The organism is Streptomyces parvus, from assembly GCF_032121415.1.
Classification (GTDB): domain Bacteria; phylum Actinomycetota; class Actinomycetes; order Streptomycetales; family Streptomycetaceae; genus Streptomyces; species Streptomyces globisporus_A.
On sequence record NZ_CP135079.1, the window covers coordinates 511,313 to 533,192 of the forward strand.

The window sequence follows — 21,880 nt, forward strand, 5'->3', positions numbered from 1 at the left end:
CCGGCGTGGCGCCGTATCAGCCCGGCCCCGCCCCCGCGGCCGCCGGTGAGCGCTTCAGCGTGCTCGACCCGGCGACGGGCGAGGTCTTCGACGAGGCTCCCGACCAGCGGGCGGAGGAGCTGGACGCGGCGGTCGGCCGGGCGCACGAGGCCTGGCGGAGCTGGCGGTCCGACCCCGCCGCCCGTGCCGCCGCCCTGCTCGCGTCCGCCGACGCCGTGGAGGCGGCCGGGCCGGAGCTCGCGCCCCTGCTCACCCGCGAGCAGGGCAAACCCCTGACCGAGTCGTACGCGGAGATCGCCCGCACGGCGGCCCGGCTGCGGTGGTTCGCCGGGTCGGCCCCCGAGCCCCGGACGATCACGGACGGCCGGGCCGTGCACAGCGAGATCCGCTGGCGGCCGCTCGGGCCCGTCGCCGCCATCGTCCCGTGGAACTTCCCGCTCCAGCTCGCCTCGGCGAAGTTCGCGCCCGCGCTCGCCGCGGGCAACACGGTGGTGCTCAAGCCCTCCCCCTTCACACCGCTGGCCACCCGGCTGCTGGGGTCCGTCCTGTCCGCCGCCCTGCCCGACGGCGTGCTGACGGTGATCACCGGCCGTGAACCCCTCGGCGCGCTCCTCGCCTCCCACCCGGGGATCCGCCATGTGACGTTCACGGGTTCGGTCCCCACCGGGCGGGCCGTCGCGGCGGGCGCGGCGTCCGGCCTCGCCCGGGTCACCCTGGAGCTGGGCGGCAACGACGCCGCGATCCTGCTGGACGACGTGGACGTGGAGCGGATCGCGGACCGGCTCTTCTGGGCGGCGTTCCGCAACTGCGGGCAGGTCTGCATGGCGGTCAAACGCGTCTACGTCCCGGCCCGGCTCCACGACCGGGTGGTGGAGGCCCTGGCGGCACGGGCGAAGGCGGTGGTCGTCGGGGCGGGCCTCGACCCGGGCACGGAGCTGGGGCCGCTCAACAACGCCGCCCAGCTGGCCCGGGTGGAGCGGTACACGGCGAGGGCCCTCGCGGACGGGGCCAGAGCCGTGGCCGGGGGCCACCGGCTGGACCGGCCGGGCTACTTCCACGCCCCGACGGTCCTGACGGACGTCCCATCCGACAGCCCGGTGGTGACGGAGGAGCAGTTCGGCCCGGTCCTGCCGGTGCTGGCGTACGGGAGCGTCGACGAGGCCGTCGACGCGGCCAACGCCACCCGCTTCGGGCTGGGCGGCTCGGTGTGGGGCGCCGACCTGGACCGGGCCGAGGCGGTGGCGGGGCGGCTGGAGTGCGGGACGGCGTGGATCAACCACCACGCCGAACTCTCCCTCGCCCAGCCCTTCGCCGGGGTCAAGGAGAGCGGCGTCGGCGTCGCGGGCGGGCCGTGGGGGCTGTACGGCAACCTCAGCCCCTTTGTCGTACACCGGCCCCAGGAGGACCGGCCGTGAGGTTCGACGCCGCGGTACTGCGTTCGTACGGGGATCCTTTCGCCGTCGAGGAGGTGATCCTGAACGCGGGTCCGGGCGACGGCGAGGTGCTGGTCCGTATCGCGGGGTGCGGGATGTGCCGGACCGATCTCGCCGTCCGGCGATCGGCGGGCCGCTCCCCGCTGCCCGCGGTGCTCGGCCACGAGGGGGCCGGAGTGGTGGTGGAAGCGGGCGGCCCGGCCACCGGGCTGAGCCCCGGCGACCATGTCGTGCTGAGCTTCGACTCCTGTGGACACTGCGGGAGTTGTCTCGGTGCGGCCCCCGCCTACTGCGACGGTTTCGCCGCGCTCAATCTCTTCGGGGGTAGGGCCGAGAACGCGGCGCGGTTCACCGACGCGGCCGGGCGCGCGCTGGCGCCCCGCTGGTTCGGCCAGTCCTCCTTCGCCGCGTACGCGATGGTCCCGGCCCGCAACGCCGTACGGGTCGACCCCTCGCTCCCGCTCGAACTGCTCGGGCCGCTCGGCTGCGGCTTCCTCACCGGCGCCGGGGCGGTCCTCAACTCCTTCGGTGCGGGCCCCGGAGACACGGTCGCGGTCTTCGGCGCCGGAGCGGTGGGCCTGGCGGCGGTCATGGCGGCCACCGCCGCCGGGGCCGTCGTCGTGGCGGTCGACCGGCACCCCGAACGGCTGGCCCTCGCCGAGAAGCTCAACGCGATCCCACTGCACGCCGCATCGGGCGATCTGCCCGGCCGCATCCGCCGGCTGACCGACGGCGGCGCGCGGTACGCCCTCGACACCACGGGCTCCGCTCCGCTGATCAACGACGCGCTCCGATCGCTGCGGCCAAGGGGCCACCTGGGCCTGGTGGCCCGCCTGCACGCCGACCTCCCGCTGGAATCCGGGACCTTGGACCGGGGCCGGAGGGTCTCCCACATCTGCGAGGGGGACGCGGTCCCGGCCCTGATGATCCCCCGGCTGACCGGGCTGTGGCAGGCCGGCCGGTTCCCCTTCGACCAGCTGATCCGTACATACCCGCTCGCCGACATCAACGAGGCCGAGGCCGACTGCGGGGCGGGCCGCGTGGTGAAGCCGGTGCTGCTTCCGTGAATCCCGCGAACTCCGCGTACCACGAGTCCCGCGCATCCCACCCGTATCACCTGCACGCGTCAAAGGAGTACACATGGTCGACACAGCACATCGGAACACCGATGGCACCGGTGTGGAGGGCGTGGCAGGAGGGGTCGGTGTGACCGCTCTCCTGGTCGCGGCGGCACGGGCGCTCGAAACCCACCGCCCCGGCAGCCTGGCCCAGGACGTCTACGCGGAGCACTTCGTGCGCGCGGCCCCGGCGTCCACCGACTGGCCGGTCCATCCTCGGGAGGTCCCGGGCGGGGAAGCGAACCCCCTGTGGGGCCGGTTCGCCCGGTACTTCGGGCTGCGGACACGCGTCCTCGACGACTTCCTCCTCCGGTCGGTACGCGCCGGGGGCGCCCGCCAAGTGGTCCTGGTCGGGGCGGGGTTGGACGCGCGGGCGTTCCGGCTCGACTGGCCTCCCGGCTGCGTGGTCTTCGAGATCGACCGGGAGGAGGTACTGGCCTTCAAACACCGGGTGCTCGGCGGTCTTTCGGCCACCCCGAAGGCGGCGCGCGTCCCGGTCCCGATGGATCTCCGCGCCGACTGGGCCGACGCGCTGCCCCGCGTCGGCTTCGACCCGACCGCGCCCAGCGTCTGGCTGGTCGAGGGGCTGCTGTTCTACCTGCCGCCGGCCGCCGAGACCTACCTCATCGACACGGTGGCGGGGCTGAGCGCCGGGGGAAGCGCGCTGGCCTTCGAGGTCAAGTTGGAGAAGGACCTGCTGGAGTACCGCGACAGCCCGCTGTACACGGCCACCAGGGACCAGATCGGCATCGACCTGCTGGACCTGTTCGACCTGGCGCCCCGCCCCGACTCGGCGGGCCGTCTTGCGGACCGGGGCTGGTCGGTCTCGGTCCACACCCCCTTCGACTTCACCCGCCTGCACGGGCGCGGCCCGCTGCCCGAGCCGAACGACGCACTGGCGGGAAATCGGTGGGTGTTCGCGGACAAACCGCGCCCGGCCGATGCCGGACACGAGGCGTGAGTTCCTGCATTCGGACGACTTCGCACCGCTCGAATCGATGTTTTCCAGCCGCAGGGATACGGTGATTATTGGCCATTTCAGTGCAGATCAGACGTCCCGGCGACCGGGTTTCCGGACAGCGGAAAACCATCGTCCCCGTGGTGTGATCCCAGGAGGAATGATGACCGAGCACGACGCGAGCGGAGCCGAGGGACCTGCGGACGGTGGAGCGGCCGGTACGCCCGGCGTCCACGACGGCGGAGCGGACGGCGCAGCCGAAGGACCCGCGGACGGCGGAGCGGCCGGCACCCCGGGTGTCCACGACGGCGGCGCTGATGGCGGCGCGGACGGCGGAGCCGACAGCGGAGCCGAGGGACCCGCGGACGGCGGAGCGGCCGGTAGGCCCGGCGTCCACGACGGCGGGGCCGACGGCGGAGCCGAAGGGCCCGCGGACGGCGGAGCGGCCGGAACGCCCGGCGTCCACGACGGCGGAGCCGACGGTGGCGCTGACGGCGGGGCCGGCAGCCGCTCTTGAGCCTGTCCCGCACCGAGGTCCGGGATTCCGGCGCGCGTGAAGGCGCCGGGATCCTGGAATCCCGTCTGACCGGGCTCAGCCGGGAGGAATTCGCCCGTGCCGTCTGGGGGCGGACAGCGTCGCTGACGCGTGGGGCGAGCGACTTCTCCGACGTCTTCTCCCCGTCCGCCGTGGACGAGCTGGTCTCCCGCCGCGGGCTGCGTACTCCGTTCCTCCGGGTCGCCAAGGACGGCGCCACGCTTCCGCCGTCATCCTTCACCGCACCCGCCGGAGTCGGGGCGACCGTCGCCGACCAACTCGACGACACGGCCCTGTGGCGTGCGTTCGCCGACGGCGCCACCCTCGTCCTGCAGGCGCTGCACCGCACCTGGGAGCCGGTGGCGGACCTGGTCTCCCGACTGAGTACGGAGCTGGGGCACCCCGTACAGGCGAACGCCTACGTCACCCCGCCGCAGAACCGGGGGTTCGACGCGCACTACGACGTCCACGATGTGTTCGTCCTCCAGATCGAGGGGGCTAAGCGGTGGGTGGTCCACGAGCCCGTACTGCCGGATCCGTTGCCCGATCAGCCGTGGACCGGTCACCGTGCGGCCGTCGCCGACCGGGCCGCGCACGGCACGCCCCATCTGGACACGATGCTCCGCCCCGGCGATGTGCTGTATCTGCCGCGCGGCTGGCTGCACTCGGCGCAGGCCCAGGGGGAGGTCTCGATCCATCTGACGCTGGGGATCCACGCCTGGACCCGCTACGCACTGGCCGAGCACCTGACCCGGGCCGCCCTCGCGGCGCTGGGCGACGACCCGTCCATGCGCCGGTCCCTCCCCCTGGCGGAACAGGCGACGAACGGGGCGCACGAACCAGGTGGCCCAGACGGCACGGACGGTGTCCTGGACCTGGTCCGCGAGCGCCTGATGGCCGCCGTCGCCGAGGCCGACCCCGCCCCGCTCTTCCACCGCACCCGACGGTCCCGGGCCCGCCCGGCGCCGCTGGGGCCGGTGGCGCAGCTCTCCGCGTTGAGCGGCCTTGCGACGACCTCACCGGTACGGCTGCGGAAGGCGCTGGAGCCCCGCCTGGAGGGAACGCGCCTGTTCACCCGCGTGGGGTACCTCGACTTCCCGGCACGTGACCTCGTACCCGTGGCCCGGCTGCTCGACGGCCGGGTGCACACCGCCGGCGACCTCGGCCTCGCACTCGCCGGACGGCTACTGCGGGCGGGCGTCCTGGTGCCCGCGGACCGGTGACCCCGCCGGACCGGTTCTTCTGCGCCGCCGCGGCCAGGGCCCGCCATGACCCGTTCGTCGGCACGGCCCCCTTCGGCTCCGTCTGGGTCCTCATCGAGTACCGGCGCGCCTGGCCCGCCGACGGTTTCGACGGCATCGACCTCGATCCGGAGACCAAGACCCTCGTGTTCGCCGCGGCCCGGGCCAACCGGGCCCGGATCCTCCTCGTCAGGCGGCACGGACGCCGCCGCTTCAAGGGGAGCGACCGGTGGGCGGTACTGCACCACCAGAGCTCCGGCGTGCTGCGCCAGCGGTGGGGCAGCTGGCACCGTGACCAGGACCTCGCGCAGATCGTGACCGCCCTCGACTCCCCCGGGGAGCCGGGCCTCGCCCCCGTCGTCCTCGTCTGCGCGCACGGCCTGCACGACGCCTGTTGCGCGGTGCGGGGCCGTCCCGTGGGCCAGGCCCTCAGTGCGCGCTGGCCCGACCTGGTGTGGGAGTGCACGCACGTGGGCGGTGACCGGTTCGCCGCCAACGTCGTCGTCGTGCCCGACGGCGTCTACTACGGCAATCTGGACCCCCGCTCGGCGCTCACCGTGGTCGAGGACCACCTCGCCGACCGGATCCGCGCCGACCACCTGCGGGGCTACACCACCCTCCGCCCGCCGCAGCAGGCAGCGGTGGCCGCGGTGCTCCGGCACTTCGGCCCGGCGGGCAGGCACGACTACGCGGTCACCGCGACGGTCGCCGCCGACGACGGCTGGCGCGTCAGCGTCAACGGCCGGGCGCCGCACCCGAGACTGCTCGACGTCGAGGTACGGGCCCGGCGCACGCCGGCCCGCCAACTGACCTGCCGCGGACCCGCGAACAGCTCGGCGCTCGTCTATGACGTGACGTCGGTCCGCGACCGCTGACCCCCTCCCCGAGGCCGGCCCCCGCTCTCAGGCGCAGCCCGGGCACAGCCCGCGGTAGGTGATCTCCACCGAGCCGACCGCGAAGCCGAACCGCTCCGTCTCGGGCAGATCACCGATGGCGTTGCCGACCGGGTGGACGTCACGGACCGTGCCGCAGCCGGAGCAGACCAGGTGCTGGTGGGGGTTGTGCGCGTTCGGGTCGTAGCGCTTGGCGCGGCCCACGGTGGAGACCTCCAGCACCTCGCCGAGCGCGACCAGCTCGCCCAGCGTGTTGTAGACGGTCGCGCGGGAGATCTCCGGCAGACGCGCGGCGGCACGCAGATGGACCTCGTCGGCCGTCAGGTGTACGTGGTCGCCGTCGAGGACCTCCGCGACGACGCGCCGCTGGGAGGTCATACGCCAGCCACGGCCCCGCAGCCGCCCCAGGAGGTCGCTCATCTCGTTTCACCTGCTCCGCTCGCCGGAGGGGGCGGGCGGCTCGCGCACGGAATGCGCCGACACCACGCCCCCTCATTATGGTTTTAGCTTGCTTCTTGACTTGGACGAAGTCCATCGTAGGATCGATCCCGGCGACATCCAAGAGACAGGAAGACTCCGGTACGGCAGCAGAGACACGCGACGGGACACCACCGGTCGACCGCGCAATGCCGCCCGTCGGCCCAGCGCCGTCGTCGTCGCACCGCCCGGGATCGCCGGGTGCGGTGGTCCGCGAGGCGCTCGGACGACCCGCGGCGGGACCCGACATCAGCGTGCCCCTTCTGTACGGCCCGAATCCTCCTCCCCCCGTTCAGCGCCCCCACGACCCTCCGGGGCCGGAAGGATCACCCATGACCGAGAACAACGAGTCGCACGTCTTCGACCCCGTCGTCCCGGATTCGCCCGAGACGGCCATCCCGGAGGTGCCCGAGGCGCAGGCGGGCGGCTGCCCCGTGGCGCACGGCCGCGCGCCGCACCCCACGCAGGGCGGCGGGAACCGCCAGTGGTGGCCGGACCGCCTCAACCTGAAGATCCTGGCCAAGAACCCCGCCGTGGCGAACCCGCTGGGTGAGGAGTTCGACTACGCGGCCGCGTTCGAGGCGCTGGACCTGCCCGCGGTGAAGCGGGACATCGCCGAGGTGCTCACCACCTCGCAGGACTGGTGGCCGGCCGACTTCGGCAACTACGGACCGCTGATGATCCGGATGGCCTGGCACAGCGCCGGCACGTACCGCATCAGCGACGGCCGCGGTGGCGCGGGCGCCGGCCAGCAGCGGTTCGCCCCGCTGAACAGCTGGCCGGACAACGGCAACCTGGACAAGGCCCGCCGACTGCTGTGGCCGGTCAAGAAGAAGTACGGCCAGGCGCTGTCCTGGGCCGACCTGCTGATCCTCACCGGCAACGTCGCCCTGGAGACCATGGGCCTGAAGACCTTCGGCTTCGCCGGCGGCCGCGAGGACGTCTGGGAGTCGGAGGAGGACGTCTACTGGGGCCCCGAGACCACCTGGCTCGACGACGAGCGCTACACCGGCGACCGCGAGCTGGAGAACCCGCTCGGCGCGGTCCAGATGGGTCTGATCTACGTCAACCCCGAGGGCCCCAACGGCAACCCGGACCCGGTCGCCGCCGCCCGCGACATCCGCGAGACCTTCCGCCGGATGGCGATGAACGACGAGGAGACCGTCGCTCTCATCGCCGGTGGCCACACCTTCGGCAAGACGCACGGCGCCGGCCCGGCCGAAAACGTCGGCGCGGACCCCGAGGGCGCCCCGCTGGAGGAGCAGGGTCTCGGCTGGCGCAGCTCGTACAAGTCGGGCAAGGGCGGGGACGCCATCACCAGCGGTCTGGAGGTGACCTGGACCAGCACGCCGACCCAGTGGGGCAATGAGTTCTTCCACAACCTCTTCGCCTACGAGTACGAGCTGACCAAGTCGCCGGCGGGCGCGCACCAGTGGATCGCCAAGGACGCGGAGGCGACCATCCCGCACGCGCACGACGCGTCGAAGAAGCAGAAGCCGCAGATGCTCACCACCGACCTGTCGCTGCGCTTCGACCCGGCGTACGAACAGATCTCGCGCCGCTTCTACGAGAACCCGGAGGAGTTCGCGGACGCCTTCGCCCGTGCCTGGTACAAGCTCACGCACCGCGACATGGGTCCGATCCAGCGTTACCTGGGTCCCGAGGTGCCCTCCGAGGTGCTGCTGTGGCAGGACCCGCTGCCCGCGCGCACGGGTGAGCTGCTGGACGCCGCGGAGATCGCCGCGCTCAAGGAGCAGGTGCTGGCCACGGACCTCACCGTGGCGCAGCTGGTCTCAGCCGCCTGGGCCTCGGCCGCGTCCTTCCGCGGCAGCGACAAGCGGGGCGGCGCCAACGGCGCCCGGGTCCGTCTGGAGCCGCAGCGCGGCTGGGAGGCGAACGACCCGGACGAGCTGGCCCAGGTCCTGCGGGCGCTGGAGGGGATCCAGGAGTCCTTCAACGCCAGGGGCGGCAAGCAGGTCTCGCTGGCCGACCTGATCGTGCTGGCGGGCAACGCGGCGGTCGAGCAGGCGGCCAAGGACGCCGGTGTCGAGGTGGAGGTGCCGTTCACCCCGGGCCGGGTGGACGCCACGCAGGAGCAGACGGACGTCGAGTCCTTCGCCGCTCTGGAGCCCGCGTACGACGGCTTCCGCAACTACGTCGGCAAGGCGGCCCGGCTGCCCGCCGAGTACCTGCTCCTGGACCGGGCGAATCTGCTGACACTGAGCGCCCCGGAGACGACCGTCCTGGTCGGCGGTCTGCGGGTGCTGGGCGCCAACACCGGCGGCTCGAAGCACGGCGTCCTCACCGACCGCCCGGGCACGCTGACCAATGACTTCTTCGTGAACCTGCTCGACCTGGGCATCACCTGGAAGTCGACGTCGTCGGCACAGGACGAGTTCGAGGCCCGCGACGCAGCGGGCGAGGTCAAGTGGACCGGCACCCGCGCCGATCTGGTCTTCGGCTCCAACTCCGAGCTCCGTGCCCTCGCCGAGGTCTACGCGAGCGACGACGCGCGGCAGAAGTTCGTGACGGACTTCGTCGCCGCCTGGGCCAAGGTCATGGAGCTCGACCGCTACGACCTGGCCTGACAGCCTCCGGCCACGTCTGCTCCGGGCGGCGTGGCCGGCATGCTCCAGAGGTGGGGCCGGTGCGTGCGCGCGCCGGCCCCACCGCGCGTCACCGGGCCGTCCGGCGCCGATCGGGACGTCGGCGGCTGTGTCAGTCCGCTGACGTATTCTTCCGGCCATCACTCACCGAGGCGGAGGATCACGAGCGTTGACCGGCCTGTCTGCTTTCCCGTTGCCCTTTCAGACCTCCCGCTCCATAGGGCTCGCGACACCCCGGACGCTGCGGGAACTCGAGATGATCCGGTGCAGCGCACACATCAGGGCGAAGCCCGGGTGGTTCGACAAGATGAACGATGCCGAGATCGTCGCCAGGTGGACGCGCGAAGCGGCCGCCCGGGGGCTCACCGAGGCGCAGGTCCGGTACGTGCTCGCCGAACTCGCGCACTACGCCGCGCTGCGGGACGCCGGGACGGGGATCGAGGTGTCCGCGGTCGACGGCGTGTGGCAGTCGGACACCCTGGTCGACGACGCGCTCAGGTCCCGGCTGCGCGAGGCGGTCCGGGTTCTGGAGGAGGTCCCCGCAGCGGAGCGGGACTGGCATCCCGGATCCGACGGGCAGGTGCTGGATCTGGTGCATCCCTCGCTGTTCTGTCTGGTGCGCGGGGTGAGCGACGCCCCCGAGCGGGCCTGGCAGAACGAGACCGACCGCTACGCGGCCTACGAATTCTCGGAGAAGTTCCAGTGGCTGCCCACGGATGTCGAGGTCACCGCCGACGGCGACACGGTCTTCCGTTCGTACGTCAACAACGTCCACCCCGAGACCCATCGCGAACTGGCCGCTGTCCTGCCTGACGTCTTCACCCGCCTGCGTCCTCTGCTGGAGAACGTGCTCACGGATCTGCGCCATCCACGGCCTCTGCGGATCGAAGCCGATCCCTTCGGGTGGTACGACTCGGAGCCGGAGTACCCGGACAAGGCGTCGTACGCCGACGACGAGTCCTACCAGGAGGCCCTGCGCGACTGGGAGGTGGACCAGGACGCGTGGTGGGAGAACCGCCGCCCGGTCATCCCGGACGCCCCGGACTTCACCCCGCCCCCGGCGCCCGACGCCTCGGCCCGGGTGGACCTGCGCGGCCACCGCCTCCAGGTCATCGTCAAGCTGGCCACGATTCACCTCACCCCGGACAAGCCGGAGTATGCCGGCGGCTCCTGGCATGTCGAGGGCATGCTGAACGAGCGGATCGTCTCGACCGGTATCTATTACTGGGACAGCGAGAACATCACGGAGAGCCGGCTGAGCTTCCGTACGGCCCTCGACTACCCCCGCTACGAACAGAACGACGACAACGGCCTGCGGGAGGTCTACGGCCTGGAGGACGAGGAGGCGCTGAACCAGACGCTGGGTTCGGCGGCCACCCCGGCGGGCCGGTGCCTGGCGTTCCCCAACATCCTGCAGCACCGCGTCGGCTCGTTCCGTCTCACGGACCCCGCCCGTCCGGGCCATCGCAAGATTCTCGCGTTCTTCCTGGTCGACCCGTCGAAGAAGATCGTCTCGACATCCGAGGTACCCCCTCAGCAGCCGGGGTTCACCACCTCGACCATGACGCGGGAGCAGGCCGAGAGCTATCGCGAAGAGCTCATGCGGGAACGCAAGTTCTTCGTCGACGAGCACAACGAGCAGCTCTACGAACGCGAGTTCTCCCTCTGCGAGCACTGAACCCCATGGGCCGATGAACCGGTGCCGCCGGGCGGCTCGATACTCTCGGCCACGGACATGGACGCCGGGGGCCGGGAGGCGTTGGTGGGAGTGCGGGACCGGATCGCGGCGGAGCTCACCGCTGCCCCGCACGGCGGGGATCTCAAGCTGGAGCGGTACGCGGCTCCGCCCGGCGATCCGGGGCTGTTCGGGATCACCCCGGCAGACCCGGTGTGGCGGGTGCACGGACAGGCCACCGGGATGCTCACCGGCGGGTTCGCCGCCCTCATGCTCCAGTCGCTGCATCCGCTGGCCATGGCCGGGGTCGGCCAGTACTCGGACTTCCGCGCCGATCCGGTCGGGCGGCTGAACAAAACCGTACGGTTCATCACCACGACCACGTTCGGCTCCTCGCCCGCCGCCCGCGAGGTGATCGGCCTCGTCCGGCGCATCCACACACGGGTGCACGGCACCGCCCCCGACGGGAGGCCGTACCGCGCGGACGACCCCGACCTGCTCACCTGGGTGCACACCGCCGAGGTACGCAGCTTCCTCGCCGGCCACCAGGCGTACGCGCCCCGGCCGCGCCGGCTCACCCCCGCCGAGTGCGACACGTACTACCGCCAGGCTGCCCCGGTGGCAGAGGAGTTGGGGGCGCGGAAAGGTGCCGCGTACCGCTTCCGGAACTCGGCATCCGCCGCCCGGCCCCCGTCCGCGTCTGCTGGGACCGGCCCCTGGCAACGGCCCTCGGACGCACCCCGGAATGGGGGCTCGGCCCCTCCCGGATCCAGGCGGCGGCACGGGAACGGCGGGCGGGGGCGCGGCAGGAATGACGAGGCCGCACGCCCCTTGCCGTGCGGAACCCGGCGGGCGGCGGGTCAGCGGAGTCCGGCGAAGAGATCCTTCTCGGGTAGGGCCGCGCCGGTGGCGTCCTCGACCCGGACGAAGGTCTCCATGCCCATCAGCTCGCCGAACCTCTCCTTGCCCATCCTGAGGAAGAAGATGTTCTCGCCCTGGCTGGCGTGCGCGGCCAGCGCGTCGAACTTCTGGCCGCTGAACGCGGTGGTGTCCACCCAGGTGGTGATCTCGTCGTCGGGGAGGCCGATCTCCGCCATCTCGGCGGCCTCGGCCGGATCCGGCTCCGGCGCGTCCTCCTGGAACTCGCGCATGATCTTCTCGAACGTACGCATCGCCGAGTGGGGCATCGTCGTCCAGTAGACCTTCGGTGTCAGCGTGGTCATCTTCAGCGCCGCCATCGTGATGCGGTGGGCCTGGATGTGGTCGGGGTGCCCGTAGAAGCCGTTCTCGTCGTAGGTGACGACCACGTCGGGCCGGTAGTGCCGCATGAGCTCCGCGAGCCGGGCGGCGCCCTCCTCCACGGGGGTCTGCCAGAAGGATCCGGGAGCGTCGTTGCTCGGCCAGCCGATCATCCCGGAGTCCGCGTAGTCCAGCGTCTCCAGATCGCTCACCCCCAGAACCTGACAGCTCGCCCCGAGTTCCTGACGGCGCATCGCGGCGACGGCCGCCGGATCGTGCCCGGGGTCGCCGGGCTTGACGCCTCCCGGCCCGTCACCGCAACCGCCGTCGGTACAGGTCACGAGGACCGTGCGGATGCCTTCCGCCGCATACCGCGCGAGCACTCCCCCGGTTCCCGTGGCCTCGTCGTCGGGGTGGGCGTGCACGGCCATGAGGGTCAGGGGCCGGTCGGTCATGAAGAGGTCCTTCCACGGAGTCGATCGGGGTCCGAGTTCGCGGCGGGCATACCGCAGCTCCGGAGCTCGGCCCCTCGGTGGAGGTAACCGTGCCGCCCGGGCTCGGTGTTCCCGGGGCCCGGCCTCGGCTTCGCCGCGTGTCGACAAACGGCAGGCGAACCGCCTGCTCCCTGCGGAGAAGGAGGAGCCGCGCGGACGGCCTGACCCCCGGCGCCCACCACGCGACGGCGGGGCCGCGGAGCTTCGGGAAGCTCCGCGGCCCCGCCGCACCGACCCGTTCTCGACGTCTCAGCTGTCGTGCAGGGCCTTCTTGAGGGCGTCGACGGCGAGGGTACGGGCGACGTTCGCGGCGCGGGTGTCGCGCAGGCTGTCCAGCAGGAGGAAGTCGTGGACCATTCCCGCCACGCGGACGGAGGTCACGTCCACGCCGGCCTCGCGCAGCCGGTTGGCGTACTTCTCGCCCTCGTCGCGCAGGACGTCGGCCTCGTCGGTGATGACGAGCGTGGTGGGCAGGCCCCGAAGCTGGTCCAGGGAGGCCCGGAGCGGCGCGGCGTACACCTCGGTGCGGTGGGCGGGATTGCCGATGTAGGCGTCCCAGAACCACTTCATGCCGTCGCGGGTGAGGTAGTAGCCCTCGGCGAACTGGAGGTACGAAGGGGTGTTGAAGTCGGCGTCGGCGACCGGGTACAGCAGGACCTGGGCCTTGAGGTCGATGCCTCCGCGCTCCTTGTTCATCAGCGCGAACACCGCCGACATGCAGCCGCCCACCGACTCGCCGGTGACCGCGATCCGCGAGGTGTCCAGTCCGTGCTCCGCCCCGTGCTCCAGGACCCACTGGCCCACGGCGTAGTTCTGCTCGACCTGGGTGGGGTACTTGGCCTCGGGCGCCCGGTCGTAGACGGGGAAGACACCCGCGGCCCCGGCCCCGACGGCGAGTTCGCGGAAGAGACGGTCGTGGGTACGGTCGTCGCCGAAGACCCAGCCTGCGCCGTGGATGTAGAACACCACCGGCAGCGGCCCTGTGGCCCCCTTGGGCCGGATGATCCGGGTGCGGACCGTGCCCCACTGGCCCGCGTCGACGTCGACCCACTCCTCCTCGACGTCCGGTCGGGGCACGCTCGCGTCGCTCTGCAGGCCGAGCAGGATGTCGCGGCCCTTCTCCGGGGGGACCTCGTAGATCCGCGGATGCGGGTCCGTGGCCTCGCACAGCTCCTTCGCCGCGGGTTCCAGGTAGGGGGTGATCGGAGGGGGTGGATCAGCCATGTCGACTCCCTGTGCACGCGGCCCGTCGGCCGCTGAAGCGTCGGCCGCCGACACGGCGCCCCGCCCAGAACGACACTGGGCCATGACGATACTTATCGCCCTATTCATCCCACCGCAACCGGCACATGTACACGGTGCTCACCTTGCGGATGGCCGGCCGCCGACACGACGAGCAGCAGCTTCGTCATGGCGCTACCCCGGGCGAGCCCGACTCGGTGGCCCGACGCTGCCGCAGTACCGCGGCGAGCATGGTGACGGCGACTCCGACGACGGCCCAGGCGGAGAGCACCAGCAGGGACGAGGTCATGCTGGTGCCGCCGAAGTAGGAGATCGAACGGGCCGCCCAGGTGCCCGCTCCCGGTGGCAGGGCCGGGCCGATCGCCTCCCAGAACGGTGGCAGCATCGGCGCGGGAAAGGCCCCGCCGGCGCTCGGGTTCCCCATGATCACGATGAGGAGGATCGCCAGCCCGATGCCGATGACGCCGAAGAGGCCCTGGAGGGCGAGCGTCGCGGCGCCGACGGCGAAGACGATCAGCGCCGCGAGCCCCCACAGCGCCCACACACTGCCCGGCAGAGCGCCCAGGATCGGTCCGACGATGATCGCGCCGCCGAGCCCTCCGGCCAGGGCGACCAGCACCATCGTGCCGAGACGGGTGGCCGCGCGGGTCGGGTTGGCCGGACGGGCCCCGGCGCTGATCGCGAGGATCGAGGCACACAGATACCCGCCGACGCAGAGACCGACGACCAGGTAGAACGAGGACAACCCGTTGAAGTCGTGCGAGGAGGCGGGAGCCACGTCAACCATGCGCGCGGTACGCCCCTGAGCCCCCAGCACGTCGCCGGTGAGCGAATTCAGGGCGACGGACAGGGTCCTGCCGCCGCCTGAGGCGACGAGGAGCGTGTCGGTGGTGCCGCCCGGGCGCACCACGAGCGCACCGTCGATGTCCCGGTTCTCGATCTGCTTCCGCGCCGCCGCCTCGTCGGGAAGGACGCGCGGGTCCAGCGGCGAGCCGGGCAGTTCGTCCAGGCGCTGCACCGTCTGCTCGACCGCGGCCGGCGGGGCCACCACTCCGAAGGCGACGTCCTTCAGCTTGGGCTCGTGCAACGCGCCCACATAGGAGACGACGAACAACAGTTGGAGGGCGACGACCCCGATCACCAGCAGTGTGGCCCGGGGGGTGACGGCGCTCTTCACCTCGGACAAGGTGCTCTGTTTCATGGTCTCCACAGTCCGGGACGGCCGGCGGCCCCGCAGGCGGGAAACACCCGAACGGCTGAGGGCCTCACCAGCGAGGAGCGCGTCGCCGCGACGGCGGCCGTCTCGGAACACGTCCGCACCATCGTCGCCGCGACCTTCCCCGATGGGACGCGGACGCCCTGTCGGCCACGGTGTGGGCCCTGGTCCACGGCCTCGCGTTCCTGCACCTCGACAGCAAGCTGGACTCCTCCACCCCCGAGACCGTCGCCGCCCAGGTCGCCTCCGCCGTCCACGCGCTGTTCAACGCCGCCCCGGCGATGTCCGGCCCGGCGGCGGCCGCTCAGCCCCCCGGCCGAACGGCCGCCGTCGGGCCGCCCACCACCGTGAGCAGGTCCACGACGAAGACCAGCGTCGAGCCCGCCGGGATCAGCGCCGAGGGCGACTGTTTGCCGTAACCGAGGCGCGGGGGAACGATGATCTCGCGTCGGCCGCCGACCCTCATTCCCCTGATCCCCCGGTCCCAGCCCTTGATGGCCCGGCCGCCGCCCACGGCGAACTTGAACGGCCGGTCCTCCTCCCAGGACGAGTCGAACTCCCGCCCGGACGCGAACGTCACCCCGACGTAGTGAACCCGGACGACCCGGCCCGGCAGCGCCTCGGGCCCGTCCCCCACCACGAGGTCCCGGATGGTCAGCTCGGTGGGCGCGGCCCCCTCCGGAACCTCGACCACCGGTTTCGTCAGTTCGCTCATCACGGTCCCCTCGCTCCCTCCGGAACGCCTCGCACGGGCCGACCGGACACATGGACCTTCCATGCGGAGAAGATCACGCTACGTCGAGCGGGGCCCGGGCGTGCTCGTCGGGGAAGAGGCCGTCCCGGGCGACGCGGGCGCGCAGCGGGCCTCCGACACGGCCGGCCGAGCCGCTCGGCGGGTCGGCCGGCCGTGTCGGAGCTCAGTGACGTTCGGGCAGGTCACGCTCGGCGGGCAGCGGCAGATGGGCAGCGGTGCCGGAGGGCGCCGTGGAGCGCGCGGCCGGGGCGGGTGCCGGCCTCTTGCCGCAGAAGGCGGCCTCCAGGGTGTTGCCCAGCGCGGTGTTCGCGGCGCCGTGGTTGGAGGTGTTGGCCAGTGCCGAAAGGCTGCGTCGGCCGTCGCGGGTGGAGAAGGCGTAGGTGTAGAAGCCCTGGACGGTGCCGGTGTGCCCGTACACCTGGGTGCCGCAGGACAGGTCGTAGCGGCGCAGACCGAGGCCGTAGAACCGGGTGTTGGTGCCGTCCGTCGGCGTGACCGTGGTCATCGCCTCCAACACCTCCGGGGCCAGCAGCCGACCGCGCATCAGAGCGCTGGTGAAGGTGTTGAGGTCGGCGGGGCTGGAGATGACGGCGCCTGCGGACTGCGCCCAGGACACGGTCTGCTCGGTGGAGTCGACGAGCGGCGCGCCGGCCTCGTCGGGGTGCAGATAGCCCCGCACGTGTGTGCCCTTGATGCGTGTGTCGGGGTGGACGTAGGCGGTGTCGCGCAGCCCCAGCGGCTTGATGATGCGCCGCTGGTAGGCGTCGGCCACCGGGCGTCCCGTCAGCTTCTCGATGAGCATGCCGACGACGACGAAGTTGGCGTTCGAGTACGCGTACGCGGCACCGGGCTCGGTGGTCCGGGGTTCGGCGAGGGAGAGGCCGACCAGTTCCTGGTAGCTGAAGACCCGGTTGCGCACCGCCTCGAAGCCCGGCACGGTCTGTTCGAACATGGCGTTGGTGTAGTCGGCCAGGCCACTGCGATGGGTCAGGAGATGACGGACCGTGATCCGGTCGTCGGGCAGGAGCTCTTCGAGATACGTGTTGACGGGCGCGTCCAGCTTCAGCCGTCCTTCTTCGACCAGTTGGAGCAGCACGACGCTGGAGAACGTCTTGCTGACGCTGCCGATCCGGAACCGCGCCCGGGTGTCCATGGCGGCACCCGACTCCCGGTCGCGGACGCCGACCGCTCTTCCTCTGACCCCCTCCGGACCGGCGTATCGGGCCATCGCACCTGGTGCACCGTTGGCCATCGCGGACTCGAGTGCGGCAACGACGCCGGCCATGTCGGGTGCGGGCGCCTGGGGCCGGATGGCGGCGGGGGTTGCGGAGACGCTGGTGGCGGGAGCCAGCGCACCGGCGAGAGCGGCGATCAAAGCCGCGCTCGCGGGCAGACGTCGGTGTGACAACAGGGGCACGGTCATCCTCGGTTCTTCGGGAAGGGGCTGGGTACGGCGGCACCGCGGCGATCGGCCGCGGGCAGGACAGGCGCGGGCACGGAACCTGGTTCTCGGGAAAGCTCGGACGGCGATGCCGTCCGCCACGGCGGGCGGCGTCGAGCCGCGCCAAGGGTATGCGTGAGGGGCAGTGTCATGAGTCGTCCGGAGACACGCGAGCACCGGATGTCACGTGCGGCCTGAGGGCCGATGGGCCGGGGCGCGGTCGGTCGCCGGTGCGTGGACCGGATCTCAGGCGTACCGGCGGGTCACCACCAGTCGACGCCGTTCTTGGTCGCGCAGCGGACGACGCCGTTGGTGGCGAGCGAACCACAGACCCGGAACTGGTAGTCGGGGTCGGTGCTGGTGCGTTTGAAAGGAGTCGTCAGGCTCTGGCCGTGGCTCTGTACGGAGAACGGTCCGCACTGGAGCCAGGGGCGGATCGGCCATTCGGGCCTGCCCCCGTCGTCCCATCCGGCGGCACGCCAGTCCATCCACACCTTGTCACCCGGGCGGGTGGGCCCGCTGATCTTCCCGAAGGCGATCTGCTGGCCCCCGTACACCCCCTTCTCCAAGGTGATGACGACCCCGCCGCCGAGGTCCAGGCTGCGAGGCTTGTCGGTGTCGCCGGAGGCGTTGTCCGGGTGGTCGCGGAAGCCCCGGGCGCCGTCCGTGCAGTCCGACGCGGCGGCCTGGACCGGGGCGACGGGCCCGGCGACGGCCAGACCGGCCGCGAGGGCGCATACCGCGGCGAGCGAGGTGAGTACGGAACGCAGTTGACGCATGGTGGAGATGCCCTTTCGGTGGTTCGGCGGTCGCGGCGTCCGCCGCGCCAGACCTTCCCGTACGTGACAGCGCCTTGAGGGTGTCGCCGACGTACGGGACCTGCCCGGTGAACGAGCCACTGCCGCGCACGGAGCCGATGGTGGCGGGGGCGCCTTGTGCCGCACCATGGGGAGAACTGCGTATGGACAACGGCGGGTTACGGTAAAGCGGGACATTCACGGGGACGCCGGGGGAAGTCGTCATGCCGGACCGGTACGCACGCATGCTGGACCTGGCGGTCGAGGTGATGAGCGCCGAGGCCGCTGAGTTCGTCTGGCCGCTGCTCACCGAGGAACTGCTCACGGCGCTCGACGGGGAGCTGATCGTGGTCAAGGAGGTGCCCTGGACACCTGAGCGGGGCAGCGTGGTGATCCGCTCCCCGCGACCTCTGCCGGAAGCCGGCGTCGATGACGACTCGGTGCAGGCTCACATCCGCTCCGGGTACCCCTTCATCGACCGCTACGGCGCCAGCTCCGACTGGACGCCGCAGAGCGCCGCACGTGTGGTGGGAACGCGGACCTGGCAGAACAGTCCGACCGCCGACGCTCTGCGCCAGGCGTTCGGGACACGGCACGTGTTCGGCCTGCCGCTGCCGGGGAGGGGCCCGCACGTGAGCGGATTCCTGGTGCACCGCTCCGGCGGCGACTTCTCCCGGCACGATGAGCGCTACGCCGCGCGCGTCCAGCCACTCCTCAAGGCCGCGACGGCCCACCGGGCCCTCCTGACGGCACTGCGCAAGTCCTCAGGCAGCGATCACAGGCGGCAGGCCAACCACGCCCTGGCAGCCCCGCTGACCCCGCGCGAGACGAACGTGCTGCACCTGCTGGCCACGGGGCTGACCGCCGAGGTGATCGGACGCAGGCTGGGCATTTCTCCGCGCACCGTCCACAAGCACCTGAACGCGCTGTACCGGAAGCTCGGGGCCGCGGACAGGCTCAGCGCGGTGCTGCGCGCCCAGGACGCGGGCCTGCTTCCCGGGTCGGCCGGCGGGCATCGCAGCCCGGGTTCGGCCGACGGGCCTTCCCGGTAGGCGGCAACCGGCCCCTCGTACCCCGCGCCCTCCCTGGCTCAGCTGAACATGTCGAGGTAGTGCCGTGTGTGGACCGGGTGGTAGTCGCCGAAATCGACGGATGCCGGGTCACCGCCTGTCTCGGCGGCGACGAGCCGGTCGAGGTAGTAGTCCCAGCCGGGGCCCACTCCCCCTGCCGTCGACGGGTCGTCACCGACGGACTGGGTGAAGGTGAGGGTGGTGGCGCCCTCGTGCTCGACGAGCGTGAGAGTCATGTGCCAGACGAGTTCCTCGCCGGGCACCTGCGACATGAGGACCAGACGGCGGGGGGCCTGGCACTCCTGGATGGTGAGGACCTCGGCCTGGTGCTCGTCGCTCTCGTAGAGCATCCGGAAGTCGACCGAGCCGGTCGACGGATCGCCGGTCCATTCGCCGATCCACCGGGCCAGACGGTCCGGCTCGGTGACCGCCGCCCAGACGTCCTCGATGCCGGCCCGGAAGGTCCGGTCGAAGGCGATGCTGTCCAGGCCGTCGACGGTCACGCGACGCCCGGTGGGGTTGCTGGTCATGCGGATTCCTCCTGAGGTCTTCCGGTACCGGGAACGGCGTCGGTGCCGGCCCGGCGGTCGTGGACGGTTCTGCGGACCTCCAGGTCGAGGGCGTCGAAGGCGCTCCCGGGGATCGGGGGGCGGCGCCCGGCGAGCTCGTCCAGCAGGGCACGGACCGGGGTGAGACCCGCGCGGGCGAGCGCGTAGTGGCGCTCGCGACCGCGGTCCTCGACCGTGACCAGCCCCGCCTCGGTGAGCAGTCGCAGATGCTTGCTCACCGCGGGCCGGCTGATCGGATGCCGCGCCGCGAGGTCGACCACCCGGGCAGGGCCGGAGGCGAGTGCGCGCAGCAGATCACGGCGTACGGGGTCGGCCAGGGCGCTGAACGGATCCACCCCTCATTGGTAACCCATGCGTTACCCATGGGCAAGCGTGCCTGGCGGTCCGGGTTGGCCCAGAAAGTCTCGGCTCTGTCGTCTGCCTCCACCGGCTGCTCCACGCCGACCGCGCCACCGGGGTGGAAGGGAAGATTCTCGACCTCCGCGGTGAACTCGCGGAACGGACGAGGACCTCGCAGCCGGACGTGCCACCGGCCGCGAGCTGATGACCCGGCTCAGCCGCTGACCTGCTCCAGCTCACGGGCGTCGCGCCGCGGTCCGCCGAACCACTGGTGCAGCGCGGCTCGCAGACCGTCGACGTCGCTCGGCCCGTGTCCGGTCCACACCATGTGGCAGTCGGGGCGCAGCAGCAGGCCGGTCGCGCTCGCGCCCTCCGCCTTGCCGCTCACGACAGTGACCCGGTCGCGCCAGGGTTTCGCGGCCTCGGCGAAGTCGCCGCACAGGTCCAGCAGCAGGGGCCGGGCGGTGGTGGTCAAGTCGGCCAGCCGACGGGTGCCCGTGCCGGTGTGGACCACCAGGTCGGGCGCGAAGCCGTCGGTGGTTCCAGCGAGCAGGTGGGCGATGCGTTCCGTGCCGCCGGGGGAGGCGAGCAGGTCACCGAAGACGGTCCGCAGGGCACTGACTTCCGGTCCGGGGCGCATCAGTGCCGACTGGGACAGGGTCGAGGCCACGACGCGTTCCGCGACAGGCCGGCGTTCCTCGTCGTAGGTGTCGAGCAGACCTTCGGGGGCCCACCCTCGCACTGTGGCGGCCAGCTTCCAACCGAGGTTGACCGCGTCCTGCAGGCCGAGGTTGAGTCCCGGGCCGCCGATCGCCGAGTGCACGTGGGCCGCGTCGCCCAGCAGCAGTACCCGCCTGTCCCGGTAGCGCTCTGCCAGTCGGGTGTTCCCGCCGACAAGACGTCGAAGCAGGTGCGGCCCCTCTCCCCGGGGCGGCCCCAGGGGGACGGGCGCACCCAGCACGCGTTCGGCGCTCGCCATCATCTCTTCGAAGGTCATCGGGGTGGTGTGCTCGTCCGGCCCGCCGGTTTCGGTGGTGTTGAGGACAGGCACCCGGCCAGGCAGCAGACCCCACGCGATCGTGCCGCGCTCCGTGCGCACGTACAGCAGGGGTGGCAGGTTCCCGTAACCGGGAACCTGAAGGCTGCCGTCCGGACCCAGGTACTCGTCCTCCACGGACACGTGCGCGGACCGGGTGACGAAGTCGTCGGTGGTCACGCCGGGGAAGCCGATGCCGGACAGGCGTCGCACCAGGCTGTGCCCCCCGTCAGCCCCTACCAGGTAACGGGCGGTGAGAGCCTCACCGTCGGCAAGGGTGATCCGGACGAAGCCGTCGTCCTGGTGCAGATCGGCCACCTCCTGCCCCCTGCGGAGGTCGACACCGAGTTCCACGGCGCGTTCTGCGAGGACCTTTTCGATCTGCTCCTGCGGAGCCGGGAGCAGGCTCACGGGGTTGTCGTCGAGTCCGGTGAGGTCCAGCGTGAATGCGCCGAACATGTAGCGGGGTGCGGGTCGGGGCGGCTCACTGGAGCCGCTGATGCGTGCGTAGAGACCACGTCGGTCGAGCGTGCGCACCACCTGACCGACCAGACCGTTCGCCCGGGGCTCGGTCTTCGGGCCGGCGAGACGCTCCAGCACAACCGGGCGCACCCCAGCCAGTGCCAGCTCGCAGGCGAGCATCAATCCGTTCGGGCCGCCACCGACAATTACTACTTCAATCATGATAATTCTCCTTTTTGGGGAATGACGGCGTAGAGGCCGCAAGCAGCAGCCCCTGTTCAGGAT

At 71.9% G+C, this 21,880-nt stretch carries 19 protein-coding genes and 2 pseudogenes; 11 read left to right on the forward strand and 10 right to left on the reverse strand.

Features of this window, described 5'->3' with window-relative positions; all coding sequences use genetic code 11:
* Window positions 1-5: 5 nt before the first annotated feature.
* From RNL97_RS03280 to RNL97_RS03305, 6 genes are all read left to right on the forward strand, one after another.
* Window positions 6-1,415, forward strand: a complete 1,410-nt coding sequence (locus tag RNL97_RS03280; RefSeq protein ID WP_313750344.1) for an aldehyde dehydrogenase family protein — start codon at window positions 6-8, stop codon at window positions 1,413-1,415.
* On the forward strand, window positions 1,412-2,500 hold the full coding sequence (locus RNL97_RS03285) for an NAD(P)-dependent alcohol dehydrogenase (RefSeq protein WP_030580772.1): 1,089 nt from the start codon (window positions 1,412-1,414) through the stop codon (window positions 2,498-2,500). Before RNL97_RS03280 ends, RNL97_RS03285 begins: the two co-directional genes overlap by 4 nt.
* Before the next feature lie 73 nt (window positions 2,501-2,573).
* Window positions 2,574-3,512, forward strand: a complete 939-nt coding sequence (locus tag RNL97_RS03290) for a class I SAM-dependent methyltransferase (protein ID WP_313750345.1) — start codon at window positions 2,574-2,576, stop codon at window positions 3,510-3,512.
* Between the two features lie 157 nt (window positions 3,513-3,669).
* Complete coding sequence (locus RNL97_RS03295; RefSeq protein WP_106978409.1) at window positions 3,670-4,026, forward strand: BatC protein; 357 nt, start codon at window positions 3,670-3,672, stop codon at window positions 4,024-4,026.
* The gene (locus RNL97_RS03300) at window positions 4,023-5,267 is read left to right on the forward strand and encodes a cupin domain-containing protein (protein WP_030580764.1); all 1,245 of its coding nucleotides are present in this window, start codon (window positions 4,023-4,025) and stop codon (window positions 5,265-5,267) included. The genes RNL97_RS03295 and RNL97_RS03300 overlap by 4 nt, the downstream gene beginning before the upstream one ends.
* The gene (locus tag RNL97_RS03305) at window positions 5,264-6,160 is read left to right on the forward strand and encodes a sucrase ferredoxin (protein WP_243313260.1); all 897 of its coding nucleotides are present in this window, start codon (window positions 5,264-5,266) and stop codon (window positions 6,158-6,160) included. Before RNL97_RS03300 ends, RNL97_RS03305 begins: the two co-directional genes overlap by 4 nt.
* 27 nt (window positions 6,161-6,187) lie before the next feature.
* On the opposite strand, the gene RNL97_RS03310 is transcribed toward RNL97_RS03305, so the two are convergent.
* Window positions 6,188-6,598, reverse strand: a complete 411-nt coding sequence (locus tag RNL97_RS03310) for a Fur family transcriptional regulator (RefSeq protein ID WP_030580758.1) — start codon at window positions 6,596-6,598, stop codon at window positions 6,188-6,190.
* A 389-nt stretch (window positions 6,599-6,987) separates the two neighbouring features.
* Between RNL97_RS03310 and katG the strand changes: the two genes are divergently transcribed.
* The 3 genes and pseudogenes from katG to RNL97_RS03325 all read left to right on the forward strand — a co-directional run.
* Window positions 6,988-9,243, forward strand: a complete 2,256-nt coding sequence (gene katG / locus RNL97_RS03315; RefSeq protein ID WP_313750346.1) for a catalase/peroxidase HPI — start codon at window positions 6,988-6,990, stop codon at window positions 9,241-9,243.
* A 187-nt stretch (window positions 9,244-9,430) separates the two neighbouring features.
* The gene (locus RNL97_RS03320; RefSeq protein WP_030580751.1) at window positions 9,431-10,939 is read left to right on the forward strand and encodes a DUF4246 domain-containing protein; all 1,509 of its coding nucleotides are present in this window, start codon (window positions 9,431-9,433) and stop codon (window positions 10,937-10,939) included.
* Window positions 10,940-11,206: 267 nt separating this feature from the next.
* Window positions 11,207-11,524: pseudogene (locus tag RNL97_RS03325) on the forward strand (oxygenase MpaB family protein); the annotation flags it as partial.
* A gap of 272 nt (window positions 11,525-11,796) precedes the next feature.
* Here RNL97_RS03325 and RNL97_RS03330 read toward each other — a convergent pair.
* From RNL97_RS03330 to RNL97_RS03340, 3 genes are all read right to left on the reverse strand, one after another.
* Complete coding sequence (locus RNL97_RS03330; protein ID WP_030580749.1) at window positions 11,797-12,630, reverse strand: PIG-L family deacetylase; 834 nt, start codon at window positions 12,628-12,630, stop codon at window positions 11,797-11,799.
* A 288-nt stretch (window positions 12,631-12,918) separates the two neighbouring features.
* A complete protein-coding gene (locus RNL97_RS03335) occupies window positions 12,919-13,893 on the reverse strand; it encodes an alpha/beta hydrolase (RefSeq protein ID WP_243313266.1) in 975 nt (324 codons plus the stop codon).
* A 184-nt stretch (window positions 13,894-14,077) separates the two neighbouring features.
* Window positions 14,078-15,112 (reverse strand): ABC-2 transporter permease, encoded by a 1,035-nt coding sequence (locus tag RNL97_RS03340; protein WP_030580743.1) that lies wholly within the window; start codon window positions 15,110-15,112, stop codon window positions 14,078-14,080.
* 69 nt (window positions 15,113-15,181) lie between these two features.
* On the opposite strand from RNL97_RS03340, the pseudogene RNL97_RS03345 reads away from it, so the two are divergent.
* A pseudogene (locus RNL97_RS03345) lies at window positions 15,182-15,429 on the forward strand (TetR family transcriptional regulator); the annotation flags it as partial.
* A 2-nt stretch (window positions 15,430-15,431) separates the two neighbouring features.
* Here RNL97_RS03345 and RNL97_RS03350 read toward each other — a convergent pair.
* The 3 genes from RNL97_RS03350 to RNL97_RS03360 form a co-directional block, all read right to left on the reverse strand.
* A complete protein-coding gene (locus RNL97_RS03350) occupies window positions 15,432-15,842 on the reverse strand; it encodes an FKBP-type peptidyl-prolyl cis-trans isomerase (RefSeq protein ID WP_050500012.1) in 411 nt (136 codons plus the stop codon).
* A gap of 202 nt (window positions 15,843-16,044) precedes the next feature.
* Entirely contained in the window at window positions 16,045-17,304 is a 1,260-nt protein-coding gene (locus RNL97_RS03355) for a serine hydrolase domain-containing protein (protein ID WP_279343816.1), read from the reverse strand.
* A gap of 281 nt (window positions 17,305-17,585) precedes the next feature.
* Window positions 17,586-18,101, reverse strand: coding sequence for a hypothetical protein (locus RNL97_RS03360; protein ID WP_030580735.1), 516 nt, complete (start codon window positions 18,099-18,101; stop codon window positions 17,586-17,588).
* Window positions 18,102-18,343: 242 nt separating this feature from the next.
* Here RNL97_RS03360 and RNL97_RS03365 point away from each other — a divergent pair, with 242 nt between their 5' ends.
* Window positions 18,344-19,171, forward strand: coding sequence for a helix-turn-helix transcriptional regulator (locus RNL97_RS03365; RefSeq protein ID WP_030580732.1), 828 nt, complete (start codon window positions 18,344-18,346; stop codon window positions 19,169-19,171).
* A 38-nt stretch (window positions 19,172-19,209) separates the two neighbouring features.
* Here RNL97_RS03365 and RNL97_RS03370 read toward each other — a convergent pair whose 3' ends face one another.
* The 3 genes from RNL97_RS03370 to RNL97_RS03380 form a co-directional block, all read right to left on the reverse strand.
* Window positions 19,210-19,719, reverse strand: coding sequence for an SRPBCC family protein (locus tag RNL97_RS03370; protein WP_313750347.1), 510 nt, complete (start codon window positions 19,717-19,719; stop codon window positions 19,210-19,212).
* The gene (locus tag RNL97_RS03375; protein WP_030580726.1) at window positions 19,716-20,093 is read right to left on the reverse strand and encodes an ArsR/SmtB family transcription factor; all 378 of its coding nucleotides are present in this window, start codon (window positions 20,091-20,093) and stop codon (window positions 19,716-19,718) included. Before RNL97_RS03375 ends, RNL97_RS03370 begins: the two co-directional genes overlap by 4 nt.
* 218 nt (window positions 20,094-20,311) lie before the next feature.
* Complete coding sequence (locus RNL97_RS03380; protein WP_032765303.1) at window positions 20,312-21,817, reverse strand: FAD-dependent monooxygenase; 1,506 nt, start codon at window positions 21,815-21,817, stop codon at window positions 20,312-20,314.
* Window positions 21,818-21,880: the final 63 nt, after the last annotated feature.

Excerpts from the sequence above, each read along its gene's own strand:
- RNL97_RS03355 (WP_279343816.1), bottom strand. The coding sequence starts at position 17,304 with ATGACCGTGCCCCTGTTGTCACACCGACGTCTGCCCGCGAGCGCGGCT.
- RNL97_RS03295 (WP_106978409.1), top strand. The coding sequence starts at position 3,670 with ATGATGACCGAGCACGACGCGAGCGGAGCCGAGGGACCTGCGGACGGT.
- RNL97_RS03370 (WP_313750347.1), bottom strand. The coding sequence starts at position 19,719 with ATGACCAGCAACCCCACCGGGCGTCGCGTGACCGTCGACGGCCTGGAC.
- RNL97_RS03310 (WP_030580758.1), bottom strand. The coding sequence starts at position 6,598 with ATGAGCGACCTCCTGGGGCGGCTGCGGGGCCGTGGCTGGCGTATGACC.
- RNL97_RS03360 (WP_030580735.1), bottom strand. The coding sequence starts at position 18,101 with ATGCGTCAACTGCGTTCCGTACTCACCTCGCTCGCCGCGGTATGCGCC.
- RNL97_RS03290 (WP_313750345.1), top strand. The coding sequence starts at position 2,574 with ATGGTCGACACAGCACATCGGAACACCGATGGCACCGGTGTGGAGGGC.
- RNL97_RS03330 (WP_030580749.1), bottom strand. The coding sequence starts at position 12,630 with ATGACCGACCGGCCCCTGACCCTCATGGCCGTGCACGCCCACCCCGAC.
- RNL97_RS03380 (WP_032765303.1), bottom strand. The coding sequence starts at position 21,817 with ATGATTGAAGTAGTAATTGTCGGTGGCGGCCCGAACGGATTGATGCTC.
- RNL97_RS03350 (WP_050500012.1), bottom strand. The coding sequence starts at position 15,842 with ATGAGCGAACTGACGAAACCGGTGGTCGAGGTTCCGGAGGGGGCCGCG.
- RNL97_RS03335 (WP_243313266.1), bottom strand. The coding sequence starts at position 13,893 with ATGGCTGATCCACCCCCTCCGATCACCCCCTACCTGGAACCCGCGGCG.
- RNL97_RS03365 (WP_030580732.1), top strand. The coding sequence starts at position 18,344 with ATGCCGGACCGGTACGCACGCATGCTGGACCTGGCGGTCGAGGTGATG.
- katG (WP_313750346.1), top strand. The coding sequence starts at position 6,988 with ATGACCGAGAACAACGAGTCGCACGTCTTCGACCCCGTCGTCCCGGAT.
- RNL97_RS03340 (WP_030580743.1), bottom strand. The coding sequence starts at position 15,112 with ATGAAACAGAGCACCTTGTCCGAGGTGAAGAGCGCCGTCACCCCCCGG.